This window comes from Dolichospermum sp. FACHB-1250 (genome assembly GCF_014696335.1).
GTDB lineage: Bacteria > Cyanobacteriota > Cyanobacteriia > Cyanobacteriales > Nostocaceae > Dolichospermum > Dolichospermum planctonicum.
Window position 1 is genome coordinate 26,115 of the sequence record NZ_JACJPZ010000008.1, and the last position, 12,452, is coordinate 38,566.

General features: G+C 38.0%; 14 protein-coding genes. 11 read left to right on the forward strand and 3 right to left on the reverse strand.

What is annotated here, in order from left to right:
* Positions 1-13: 13 nt before the first annotated feature.
* Positions 14-1,144, forward strand: a complete 1,131-nt coding sequence (locus tag H6F39_RS04370; protein ID WP_190396301.1) for a glycosyltransferase family 1 protein — start codon at positions 14-16, stop codon at positions 1,142-1,144.
* A gap of 85 nt (positions 1,145-1,229) precedes the next feature.
* Here the strand turns inward: H6F39_RS04370 and H6F39_RS04375 are convergent, their stop codons facing one another.
* Complete coding sequence (locus H6F39_RS04375; protein ID WP_137907037.1) at positions 1,230-1,490, reverse strand: hypothetical protein; 261 nt, start codon at positions 1,488-1,490, stop codon at positions 1,230-1,232.
* Positions 1,491-2,203: 713 nt separating this feature from the next.
* Between H6F39_RS04375 and purC the strand changes: the two genes are divergently transcribed.
* The 8 genes from purC to H6F39_RS04415 all read left to right on the forward strand — a co-directional run bounded on the left by purC (position 2,204) and on the right by H6F39_RS04415 (position 10,910).
* Complete coding sequence (gene purC, locus H6F39_RS04380) at positions 2,204-2,929, forward strand: phosphoribosylaminoimidazolesuccinocarboxamide synthase (protein ID WP_137906998.1); 726 nt, start codon at positions 2,204-2,206, stop codon at positions 2,927-2,929.
* Between the two features lie 60 nt (positions 2,930-2,989).
* On the forward strand, positions 2,990-5,305 hold the full coding sequence (locus H6F39_RS04385; protein WP_137906997.1) for a BamA/TamA family outer membrane protein: 2,316 nt from the start codon (positions 2,990-2,992) through the stop codon (positions 5,303-5,305).
* 95 nt (positions 5,306-5,400) lie between these two features.
* A complete protein-coding gene (gene lpxC / locus H6F39_RS04390) occupies positions 5,401-6,249 on the forward strand; it encodes a UDP-3-O-acyl-N-acetylglucosamine deacetylase (RefSeq protein ID WP_137906996.1) in 849 nt (282 codons plus the stop codon).
* Positions 6,250-6,310: 61 nt separating this feature from the next.
* On the forward strand, positions 6,311-6,796 hold the full coding sequence (fabZ, locus tag H6F39_RS04395; protein WP_137906995.1) for a 3-hydroxyacyl-ACP dehydratase FabZ: 486 nt from the start codon (positions 6,311-6,313) through the stop codon (positions 6,794-6,796).
* A gap of 194 nt (positions 6,797-6,990) precedes the next feature.
* Positions 6,991-7,806, forward strand: a complete 816-nt coding sequence (gene lpxA / locus H6F39_RS04400) for an acyl-ACP--UDP-N-acetylglucosamine O-acyltransferase (protein ID WP_190396302.1) — start codon at positions 6,991-6,993, stop codon at positions 7,804-7,806.
* Positions 7,807-7,986: 180 nt separating this feature from the next.
* On the forward strand, positions 7,987-9,144 hold the full coding sequence (gene lpxB / locus H6F39_RS04405; protein WP_190371803.1) for a lipid-A-disaccharide synthase: 1,158 nt from the start codon (positions 7,987-7,989) through the stop codon (positions 9,142-9,144).
* 12 nt (positions 9,145-9,156) lie between these two features.
* Positions 9,157-10,407, forward strand: a complete 1,251-nt coding sequence (locus H6F39_RS04410) for a DNA cytosine methyltransferase (protein WP_190396303.1) — start codon at positions 9,157-9,159, stop codon at positions 10,405-10,407.
* Positions 10,408-10,448: 41 nt separating this feature from the next.
* Positions 10,449-10,910, forward strand: coding sequence for a hypothetical protein (locus tag H6F39_RS04415; protein ID WP_242028608.1), 462 nt, complete (start codon positions 10,449-10,451; stop codon positions 10,908-10,910).
* A 219-nt stretch (positions 10,911-11,129) separates the two neighbouring features.
* On the opposite strand, the gene H6F39_RS04420 is transcribed toward H6F39_RS04415, so the two are convergent.
* Positions 11,130-11,363: a hypothetical protein gene (locus tag H6F39_RS04420; RefSeq protein WP_190396304.1), complete on the reverse strand. Its 234-nt coding sequence runs from the start codon at positions 11,361-11,363 to the stop codon at positions 11,130-11,132.
* 152 nt (positions 11,364-11,515) lie between these two features.
* Here H6F39_RS04420 and H6F39_RS04425 point away from each other — a divergent pair, with 152 nt between their 5' ends.
* Both H6F39_RS04425 and H6F39_RS04430 read left to right on the forward strand, forming a co-directional pair.
* Positions 11,516-11,725 carry a hypothetical protein gene (locus H6F39_RS04425; RefSeq protein WP_137906990.1) on the forward strand — a complete coding sequence of 70 codons (210 nt, stop codon included), beginning with the start codon at positions 11,516-11,518 and terminating at the stop codon, positions 11,723-11,725.
* A gap of 15 nt (positions 11,726-11,740) precedes the next feature.
* A complete protein-coding gene (locus H6F39_RS04430) occupies positions 11,741-11,899 on the forward strand; it encodes a hypothetical protein (protein WP_190396305.1) in 159 nt (52 codons plus the stop codon).
* On the opposite strand, the gene H6F39_RS04435 is transcribed toward H6F39_RS04430, so the two are convergent.
* Positions 11,873-12,451 (reverse strand): Uma2 family endonuclease, encoded by a 579-nt coding sequence (locus H6F39_RS04435; protein ID WP_137906989.1) that lies wholly within the window; start codon positions 12,449-12,451, stop codon positions 11,873-11,875. The genes H6F39_RS04430 and H6F39_RS04435 overlap by 27 nt on opposite strands.
* Position 12,452: the final 1 nt, after the last annotated feature.

Sequence of the window (12,452 nt, forward strand, 5' to 3'; positions counted from 1 at the left end):
TTTCTGGTTTTTTATGCGAATTGCCCTATTTACAGAAACCTTTTTACCGAAAGTTGACGGCATTGTGACACGCCTCCGTCATACTGTTGACCATTTACAACGTCATGGAAATCAAGTTTTGGTATTTGCCCCCGACGGTGGCATCACTGAACATAAAGGTGCGAAAGTTTACGGAGTTAGTGGCTTTCCTTTACCGCTCTATCCAGAGTTAAAAATGTCACTACCTCGCCCTGCCATTGGTCACGCTTTAGCAGAATTTAAACCAGATATTATTCATGTTGTTAATCCCGCTGTTTTGGGACTATCAGGGATTTTTTATAGTAAAGTTCTCAAAATTCCTTTGGTGGCTTCTTATCATACTCACTTGCCACAATATCTGCAACATTACGGTTTAGGGATGTTAGAAGGACTACTATGGGAGTTGCTGAAGGCTGGTCATAATCAAGCAGCATTAAACCTTTGTACCTCTACGGCAATGGTCAAGGAACTTTCAGCACATGGAATTGAAAGAGTGGATTTGTGGCAACGGGGGGTAGATACAGAGTTATTTCATCCTGAGTTGGCTAGTGACAAAATGCGATCGCATCTTTCCCAAAATCATCCAGATAGCCCGTTATTATTGTATGTTGGTCGTCTTTCTGCGGAAAAGGAAATCGAACGCATTAAACCGATTTTAGCAGCTATTCCTGATGCCAGATTAGCATTAGTGGGAGATGGTCCCCACCGCCAAGCTTTAGAAAAACACTTTGCTGGCACAAATACTTATTTTGTCGGTTATCTCATAGGTAAAGAATTAGGCTCTGCCTTTGCCAGCGCTGATGCTTTTATTTTTCCTTCCCGCACAGAAACATTAGGATTAGTGCTGCTAGAAGCCATGGCTTCCGGTTGTCCAGTTGTAGCAGCCCGTTCTGGAGGTATACCTGATATTGTCACAGATGGTGTAAATGGATATCTTTTTGATCCCCAAGCTGATATTCAAGAAGCGATTAATGCTACTATAGGTCTGTTAAAAGAAAAACAGGAAATAAATATTATCCGTAAAAATGCCCGTGCAGAAGCGGAGAAATGGGGATGGTCATCTGCTACACAACAACTTCAAGATTATTATCAAAAAATAGTCTTCAATGAAAAATTCAATTCTTAATTACCGTTTTCCGTGACCTGTGACATAAACCACAGGGACTTTTCCACCCTGCGGTATCTTTGGCTAAAACATGATAATTAACTAGTTAACTACCCTCTTCAAAACTGTTATTTTGGGAAGGTTGTTCGCCTATTTTCAGTTGTTTTTTTGATTGCTTCAACTGCTTCCAAAGTAACTTTATTTGTTTATACGCTTCCTCAGTGGGAATTTTCCCACCTGTTTCTAGGTTACAGATATAGCCAACTTTTTGAGCAAACTCCTGTAAATTAGCGTTGAATACCAAGTTTTCTGGTTTTACATGACCATAGTAGCGACTACGGGGATAGAGAAAATCGTCTTTACTGATACTCACTATTTTTTCTCCATTTACTCAAATACTCTATAAAACATATACCGTTACCAGCCTTTTCGACATCATATCTACTTATAAGTAGATGGAAAATAAAATGTAACAGAATGCTTACCCTGCGGGCTTTTGCTAAATCCTATGCCTGGATATGTATTTATCAGTCAGGCACTTGAGGAGTTTTTTAGCATTCATCTGATAGTGCGGGGTTTCACAGGCTATAGGTGGAGCTTTAGAGTAATTGGTCATGTCTGATTATCCCCTTATTTATTAACAACAGATTATATAATCTTCTGTAAGTTATGACTATATTCCTGAAAATAGATTAATATATTCTACAATATTTTGCAAATCAAATTTTGGCAGAAGATCAGACACATTCAAAACAGATTCAGATTAGATACATGACTACTGCCATCTATCAGGAAAATTAAGTATATTTAAATATATGAAATATGAGGTAACCTAATGATTTATACATATTTTTTTAGTGGGTTTAGCTTAATTAATCAAGTGACAGGGAACAGATAAGAGTAATAATTTTACATTACCGGTCTAGAATAGATCGGAAGAACTTAAATTAGTTAACTTAAATTAGTTGGTGAAATATGCCGAAAAGTCCTGTTCACCAATGACTAATAACTAAAGATAAAATGGTGAAGCTGATTTCATCAAAGCCGTCCACTACCAAAAACAGTTTTTAATATCTTATCATGTCTGTTAATTCTAAACTCTACGAAGGCAAAGCTAAAATTCTCTACGCTACAGAAGATCCGGAAATTTTGTTGGCTGATTTTAAAGATGATGCTACAGCTTTTAATGCTCAAAAACGCGGCAGCATTGAGAATAAGGGGATGATCAACTGTAGTATTTCTAGCCAACTATTTCAACAATTGGCTAAACAGGGTATTAAAACTCATTTTATTGATAGTCCAGCCCCGCATTTAATGCGAGTAAAAGCTGTAAAAATCATCCCTGTGGAGGTAGTGGTGAGGAACATTGCGGCTGGTAGTCTGTGCAAGGAAACTGGGTTAATACCAGGTACAGTTTTATCAAAGCCTTTAGTGGAATTTTATTACAAAAATGATGATTTAGGTGATCCTTTACTGACGCGCGATCGCTTATTGCTTTTAGAATTAGCGAGACCGGAACAAGTTGATCAAATTACCCATCTAGCATTAGAAATCAACAAATTTCTCCAGGAGTTTTGGGAAAAATGCCAGATTACCTTGGTAGACTTTAAACTTGAATTTGGTGTAGACCACCAACAGCAAATACTATTAGCCGACGAAATTAGTCCTGATACCTGTCGTTTATGGGACATGAACCAAACCGATCCTGAGAACCGAATTATGGATAAAGATCGTTTTCGTCGTGACTTAGGAAATATAGAGAATGCTTACCAGCAGGTTTTACAAAGAGTATTAAAAGTAGTATAAACTACTTAAACAGGGTAAATAACTTTTGACGATTAATGGTGTGTGGTAGTAGAGAGAAAAATGATTAAAACAAGTTTAACACGGGGATTAATGGCAATGGTAGCCATTACAGTTCCCATTGTTGGTTCTTCCGTCAAGGCAAATGCCCAAGCTGTTAATAGTCTTGCAGGGACAACAGAAATTTTGACAGTAGATACAAATCAACTAGACAAGCACAATCCTGGTAAAATTGACAAAAACGAATGTAGGGGCAATAATCCCCCCGTGGTTGCCCAGTGTAATCCCGCCGTGGTTGCCCCAAGGATTATAGAAAAAGCATCTCACCAAGATTCTTCTATTGTTAAAGTTTTAACAACCAATTCAGCACTAGTAAATAATGCTGCTGTGATTGTGCCAAACACTACAACAACTCCAATCACAGCACAAGTTCCACAACCAAAGCCCACCCAACCCTCCGAGACTGAATCTAATCAAGAAAATCAGAATCTCCCGACAACACCACCGACATCATCTCCTAATCCAGAAACAACGGAAGCGCGGGTGTTGGTGTCAGAAGTAGTTGTGAAAACGGAGACGGGAAAAATCACGCCCGAATTAGAAGCGGAAATTTACAAAGTCATTCGTACCCAAGCGGGACAGACAGCAACCCGTTCTCAACTGCAAGAAGATATTAATGCGATTGTGAGAATTGGGCTTTTCTCCAACGTGCAAGCGCTTCCAGAAGATACACCCCTGGGCGTACGGGTGAGTTTTATTGTCACCCCTAATCCTATTCTCAGTAAAGTAGAATTAGAAGCAAATCCTGGAACGGGTGTAGCTTCCGTACTTCCTGGGGAAACTGCACAAGAAATATTTAGTAGTCAATATGGAAAAATTCTCAACTTGCGGGAATTACAAGAGGGAATCAAACAATTAACCAAACGTTATCAAGACCAAGGTTATGTATTAGCCAACTTAATTGGAGTACCTAAGATATCAGAAAATGGAGTTGTCACCCTACAGATAGCAGAAGGGGTGGTGGAAAACGTGAAAGTTAAATTCCGCGATAAAGAAGGACAAGAGGTCAACGAGAAGGGAGAACCAATTCGGGGACGGACAAAAGATTATATAATTACTAGGGAAGTAGAGTTAAAACCTGGGCAGGTATTTAACCGTAACATTGTTCAAAGAGACTTACAAAGGGTTTTTGGGTTAGCGTTGTTTGAAGATGTCAATGTTTCCCTTGATCCTGGAACTGATCCGAGTAAAGTTACTGTAGTAATAAATGTAGCAGAACGCAGTAGCGGCTCTATTGCCGCAGGGGCGGGGATTAGTTCCGCCAGTGGTTTGTTTGGAACTATCAGCTATCAGCAGCAAAACCTGGGGGGAAGAAACCAAAAATTGGGAACAGAGGTACAGTTAGGGGAACGGGAACTACTATTTGACTTGCGATTTACTGATCCTTGGATTGCGGGTGATCCTTATCGCACTTCTTATACAACTAATATTTTCCGTCGTCGTTCTATTTCCTTGATTTTTGAAGGTAAAGATAAAAACATAGAGACTTTCGATCCCAATAATATTACGAATACAGATGCCCAGGTTAGCCCCCGGATTACTCGTTTGGGTGGTGGTATCACATTTACTCGTCCATTGACGACCAATCCCTACAAAAATGCAGCATGGGTGGCTTCTGCTGGACTACAATATCAACGGGTTTCTGGTCGTGATGCTGATGGTAATTTGAGGACAGAAGGGGCGCTATTTGATGGTAGCAACATTAGTGCTAAAATTCCCTTAACTGTTTCCCCTTCAGGAGAAGACGATTTATTTCTACTCAAGTTAGGAGCGCAAAGGGATCTCCGTAATAATCCGAACCAACCCACAAAAGGTTCTTACCTCAGCTTTGGACTTGATCAATCTGTACCTGTAGGTTCAGGTGGTATTTTTATGACTAGGTTCCGGGGTAACTATAGTCAGTATCTACCGATTAAATTGATTGGCTTTAGTAAAAAACCAGAAACTTTAGCATTTAACGCCCAAGGGGGGACGATTTTAGGAGATTTACCTCCCTATGAAGCTTTTACTCTCGGTGGTAGTAACTCGGTGCGGGGTTATGGTGAAGGTAGATTAGGATCTGGTAGCAGTTATATCCAAGCTGCGGCTGAGTATCGGTTTCCTGTTTTCTCTGTTGTCAGTGGCGCACTATTTTTTGATTATGGTAGTGACTTGGGAACTAGTACCAAAGCCGCACAATTGTTAAATAAAAGTGGCGACGGTTATGGCTATGGTTTAGGTTTGCGGATACAATCACCACTAGGACCTATTCGGATAGATTACGGGATCACTGATAATAATGAAAGTCGGATTAATTTTGGGATCGGGGAAAGATTTTAATTTGTTTGGTCAATAATCAGGACAATATTAATCAGGGTTTCTACTCAAGATGGAAGATGGGCAATATTAGTTACAATATTACAGATGGTGAGACTATGCAGCAACATACTTTAGCTGGGGAAATTACTCAGACTGGTGTGGGGCTGCATAGTGGTGTTAAAACTCAAGTGCGAATATTAGCAGCACCAGCGGGAAGTGGTCGCTTTTTTGTCCGGGTAGATTTACCTGGTTCACCAATTATCCCCGCGCAAATTGCGGCTGTGAGTCAGACTGTGCTTTCTACTCAATTGGGTAAGAATCAAGTCTGTGTTCGCACTGTAGAGCATTTATTGGCGGCTTTGGCAGCTATGGGGGTTGATAATGTCAAAATTGAAATTGATGGACCGGAAATACCCCTTTTAGACGGTTCGGCTGAAATTTGGTGTCAGAAAATTGCGGAAGTCGGTTTAGTTTCCCAACAACTAGTGAAAATAACTACACCTTTAATTATTACTGAACCTATTTGGATTTATGAGGGTGATGCTTTTGTTTGCGCTTTACCCGCTCCAGAAACTCGTTTTAGCTATGGTATAGATTTTAATTTGCCGGCAATTGGTAATCAATGGTACAGTTTTTTAATGAGTACAGATTTAGAAAAGTCTTCTGCTGACTTTGTTTCAGAAATTGCACCTGCGCGAACTTTTGGGTTACAGCATCAAATTGAACATTTACAAAAATCGGGATTAATTAAAGGTGGGAGTTTAGATAATGCTCTAGTTTGTGGTCCCCAAGGTTGGTTAAATCCACCATTACGATTTGCAAATGAACCAGTTCGTCATAAAATCTTGGATCTAGTAGGAGATTTGAGTTTGCTGGGAAATTTCCCTATAGCTCATTTTTTGGCTTACAAGGCTAGTCATAATTTACACATTAAACTAGCAAACAGGATTTTAGAATTGATCTAAAATTCCCCAATTTACCAATTTACTTATTTTGGTGTCTAATAACTTACGTAAAGTACCACTAATGTCCACTATTACTGAATCTAATTCTCCGTCAAGCAATCCACAGACTATTAAAACTACCTTTAGTATTGAGGAAATTCAGGAACTATTACCCCATCGTTATCCATTTTTACTGGTAGATCGGATTATTGACTATGTTCCTGGAAAAAAAGCCGTGGGTATTAAAAATGTTAGCTTTAATGAACCCCAATTTCAAGGGCATTTTCCAGGGCGATCGCTGATGCCCGGTGTGCTAATTATTGAGGCAATGGCACAGGTTGGGGGTGTGGTCATGACGCAAATGCCAGATTCACAAGGAGGACTATTTGTATTTGCCGGTATTGATAAAGTTCGTTTTCGTCGTCAAGTTGTTCCCGGAGATCAATTAGTCATGACGGTGGAACTGTTGTGGGTAAAGCAGCGTCGTTTTGGAAAAATGCAAGGAAAAGCGGAAGTTAATGGACAATTAGCTGCTGAAGGGGAATTGATGTTTTCTTTGATTAGTTAATCATTAATTGCAATTAAAGAAATCTCAATGGCTAATGTTTAGATACGTTGTAGCTTTGAGAAAGTTTGAATAAATTAAACACTACTATACCCCTAATTTTCAATTTTCGCCCTCACACATAACTTACTTTACCCGACAAGTTTCTTCACTGAAATACTGGATATAAAAAAGCACTTAATTTGGGAGATTCACCTTTGAAAACACTTATTCATCCAACTGCTGTCATTCATGCTAACGCAAAACTCCACCCAACAGTGCAAGTCGGTGCTTATGCTGTGATAGGAGAGAATGTTAAAGTTGGTGCAGATACTGTAATTGGCTCTCACGTTGTCCTAGAGGGACTTTGTGAAATTGGTACAGGAAATCAGATTTTTTCCGGCGCCGTTATCGGTATGCAGCCGCAAGACCTCAAATACCTGGGAGAACCGACTTGGGTAAGAATTGGTAACAATAATTCTATCCGGGAGTACGTAACGATTAACCGCGCTACTGGACGTGGAGAAGCGACAGTGATCGGTAATGGCAATTTATTAATGGCCTATGTTCATGTAGGTCATAATTGTGAGATTTCAGATTCTGTTATTATTGCTAACTCTGTAGCATTGGCAGGTCATGTACATATTGAATCACGAGCTAGGTTGAGCGGTGTTTTAGGTGTGCATCAATTTGTCCATATTGGGGGAATGTCAATGATAGGCGGTATGGCACGTATTGATAGGGATGTACCTCCTTATATGTTAGTGGAGGGAAATCCTGCAAGAGTGCGATCGCTCAATTTGGTAGGATTAAAACGTTCAGGGATGGCTGTTAGCGATTTTCAATTAATTAAAAAGGCTTTCCGTCTGCTTTATCATTCTGATTTGCTGTTTAAAGATGCTTTACAAGAGTTGGAAAATTTGGGAGATACGGAAGAATTAAAACATCTTCGCCGTTTTTTGCTACTTTCCCAAATGCCGGGAAGACGAGGGTTAATTCCCGGAAAAGGCAAAAAAACAGTCATTGATGAATAATGAATAGGAAATCAAATCTGGGGCGGGGTTTTCCCGTCCTCAAAATTTACCAGTGACTCTGTTTTGGGGAGAAGAATAAAGTTTTAAAAAACCACAAAGACGCAAAGGACACGAAGGAAGAAAAGAAGAATAATAAAAAAAATAGAAAAGTAAGTAAAAATCTAAAATCTAAAATCTAAAATGCGGATATTTATTAGTACTGGTGAAGTTTCTGGAGATCTACAGGGTTCGCTATTAATTGCAGCGCTTCAACGTCAAGCTGTGGCTGTTGGGTTGACCTTAGAAATTGTAGCTTTGGGTGGGGAGAAAATGGCGCAAGCTGGGGCGAAAATTTTGGGTAATACCAGTGGTATTGGTTCAATGGGTTTGATTGAATCTTTGCCTTATGTTATTCCTACATTAAGAGTACAACGGAGTGCGATCGCTTATTTAAAAGAAAATCCCCCTGATTTGGTGGTACTAATTGATTATATGGGTCCTAATTTGGGAATTGGGACTTACATGAAGGAAAATTTACCTGATGTTCCTGTTGCTTATTATATTGCTCCTCAAGAGTGGGTATGGTCAATGAGTTTTCAAAATACCAACCGCATTGTTGGTTTTACAGATAAACTATTAGCAATTTTCCCAGAAGAAGCGCGGTATTATCAACAAAATGGGGCAAATGTCTGTTGGGTAGGACATCCTTTAATTGATAGAATGGCAAATGCACCCAGTCGAGAAATTGCCAGGGAAAAATTAGGAATTAAAGAGGAAGAAATTACCATTGCTTTGTTACCAGCTTCCCGTCATCAAGAATTAAAATATCTGTTACCAATTATTTTTGCAGCGGCTAAAAATATTCAATCTAATTTACCAAATGTCCATTTTTTAATTCCTCTATCTTTGGAAACATTTAGAAATACAATTACAGCAGCAATTAAAGATTATAGTTTGCAAGCTACGGTAGTATTAGGTAAAGAAAGAGAAGTTTTTGCAGCGGCTGATTTTGCAATTACTAAATCGGGAACTGTGAATTTAGAATTAGCATTATTAAATGTTCCCCAAGTTGTAGTTTATCGTCTACACCCCCTTACAGCTTGGATTGCACGTCATATTCTTAAAGGTTCAATTCCCTTTGCTTCTCCAGTAAATTTAGTTGTCATGCGCGAAATTGTTCCAGAATTTTTACAGGAAAAAGCCACAACAGAGAATATTACTCAAGCTGCTATGGAATTATTATTGAATTGTCAAAAAAGACAAAAAACCTTGACAGATTATCAAGAAATGCGCTATTCTTTGGGAGAATTGGGAGTGTGCGATCGCACAGCCAAAGAAATATTAGCAATGAAAAAGTAGATAATAGTTAAAATGGCCAAAAAACGACCAATTGCAGTTGATTTATTTGCGGGTGCAGGAGGGATGACATTAGGCTTTGAACAAGCTGGGTTTGATGTCCTTGCATCTGTGGAAATAGACCCAATTCATTGTGCAATTCATCAATTTAATTTTCCTTTTTGGACTGTATTATGTAAAAGCGTGGAAGAGACAACAGGGGAAGAAATTAGGAATAGTTCTCAAATTGCTAATCAAGAAATTGATGTAGTATTTGGTGGTCCACCCTGTCAAGGTTTTTCATTAATGGGAAAACGTTCTTTTGATGATCCCCGAAACTCTTTAGTTTTCCATTTTATTAGGTTGGTTAGAGAATTACAACCTAAGTTTTTTGTATTGGAAAATGTCAAAGGAATGACAGTCGGGAAACATAAAGAATTTATTGCAGAAATCATTAATCAATTTTCCGAAAGTGGTTATCAAGTTAATGCAAATTATCAAGTTTTAAATGCGGCTAATTATGGAGTACCACAAAATCGAGAAAGGTTATTTTTAGTCGGTTCACGTCAAAATATAGAAGTTCCAAAATATCCAGAAAAAATTACATTCCCTAATCAAAAATCTCCGACAGTTTGGGACGCATTACAAGATTTACCAGTCATAGAAAACTATCCAGAATTATATCAACAAGATTGGATAATTACTGAATTTAGTAACCCTAGTAATTATGCTAAAAAACTGCGTAATCTGGAAATTGTCAAAAATAACTATTCTTATCAACGTCAGTATGATCATAATTTACTCACATCAAGTTTAAGAAGTAAACACTCACCCGAATCTATGGAAAGATTTGCCTCTACACCCCATGGTAAAATCGAATCAATTAGTCGTTTTCATAAACTTGATCCTCATGGTTTATGTAATACTTTAAGAGCGGGAACACCTAGTAATAAAGGTGCATTTACTTCTCCTCGTCCCATACATCCTTTTATTCCCAGATGTATTACGGTTAGGGAAGCTGCGCGTTTACATTCTTATCCTGATTGGTTTAGATTTCATCCCACAAAATGGCATGGTTTTCGACAAATTGGTAATTCTGTTCCCCCGCTTTTAGCGCAAGCAGTCGCAGAGGAAATTATTCAAGTTTTAGATATCAAATCTTCTCAAGCTCAAGGTATTAAAGAGTTAGGGGATATTAATTTATTAACATTTGATATGTCAGCAGCAGCGAAATATTTTGGAGTAAACCCTCATGTTATAGAACCGAGAACTAGGAAAAATAGATAATAACTATCTACTGGACACATCCTTATCCGTAGCAATTAACTATGACATTCATATTGCATGAAGTTGAAAAGTCTCCTCTGATTTTATCTGCTGAAATTCCTGATTCTTTACGTTTAGTCATAGAGATAATTCAGTCATATTCCTATGCAGAATTATATGAAGAGAAAAACATTCAGGGAATAAGTTTAGAAGATTCTTTAATCACAGTATTTGATGCAATAGAAAAAGAAAAAAATAGTTTAGATATAAGTTATTGCTATTTCTTTATGGCTATAGTTATGGGAATCGCTGTGCAACCAACGATTAAAAGTTATTTACCTCGTGAGACAATAACTGGTAATATATTTCAGTATCTTTTTCAAAATTGGATATATCCTCAAGATAATTATCAGCCAAATTTAAACGTTTCATTTAAAGTATTTTCAATAATTAAGTCATGTTCACAACCTGCTTTACGAATTAAATTCGCACAAACCTCATTAATAACTTGCGTACTAATATAGGACTTACATAAGATGTGGCTGAACACCTTATTCTTGTGTAGGGGTAATTCATGAATTACCCCTACTTTCGGTTCTTTTTGCGTAAGTCCTGTAATAATTAAGTTTTCTTGACTTGTTACCCTTGTAGCTATTTTCTGCTTTTGTATTGCACTGGAATCAGTGGAATTTAATATAAAGCGATATAGCCAAATATTGGAATCAATAAAACATCGCATCATTTCACCAGCGCTCATTTGCTTCCTCTCTGGTGAGTGGCTTGAACCCTGATATTTGCATGGGATTTGCTGTTAACTGGGCGATAATACCCGTTGGTGGAAAGTGTTTCTGTGTTGGTGCAGGTTGCAAAATCACGATTTGCACTATTTCGGCGCTGCATATTTGTTCTTGATACTCAACGGGAATTTCAATTTTGCCGTTGTTTACCTTAGCTTTAAATTGTGTGTTTATACTCATACTTAAAGCTGTAGTAAGCCTACCCGACTGATTTCGATGAAATAGCCCCTTCTGCAATTATAACTACTATCCCTCTGCCAATTCCCCAAGGTGCGTTAAAATCTTAATATCTTCCTTAATATCTTCATCTTAGGTAATATCAATTCTCAAGTATGACTACTTACAAGCAACTCCAGGATTACATCAAAACTAAACATCAGGTAACAGTTAAAACCTGTTGGATTGCTCATGCTAAAGAACAGTTAGGACTTGCAATTAAAGCATCTCAACGCAGTTCTCAAGGAAAACCAAGAGTTTATCCTTGTCCTCCAGATAGATTGCCATTAATTAGAGAAGCTTTTGAACACTTTCATCTTTTATAAAGATTCAATAATAATATGAGCAGCGAAATTGTAATTGTCCGTACAGGTATCCCACTGGAACAACTAGATAAATATGCTGATGATTTGACAAGGCTTCATGAAACACCTGAAGGTTTACGCACCTTAGCCGTTTTAGGGAAAACCTTTCTATCCCCAAATAATTTCCATATTTAAAATAAATCCTGGTAAAATATTTTCACCTGATAATTCTTGAGGAAAGTCTAATATTTCTACTGGTTTACCAAGACGATAAATTTCAACTTGACCCATTTTCCGATTAATTAACCAACCTAATTTAACTCCATTATTCATATATTCCTGCATTTTTGCCCGTGTTTCTGGCAAACTATCACTGGGTGACATTAATTCTAAAACAAAATCTGGAGCAATTGGTGGAAATTTTTCCTGTTCTTCTAGTGTCAGTGTATCCCATCTATCTTTTTTTATCCAAGCAACATCAGGAGAACGATTTGCACCATTGGGAAGTTTAAAACAAGTGGAAGAATCGAAACAAACTCCTAATTTAGTTTGACGATTCCAAAACACAAAATCTGCTGCAACTTCCACATTACGTTTTCCTGTTTCTCCTCCTGTTGGTGACATAATCAATATTTCTCCTTTGGTATTGCGTTCAAATTTGACTTCAGGATTTTCTCGACAGAGTTGATAAAATTGGTTTTCGGTAAGTTGGATAATGGGGTTTAAGTTGACTGTGATAGCTGTCATA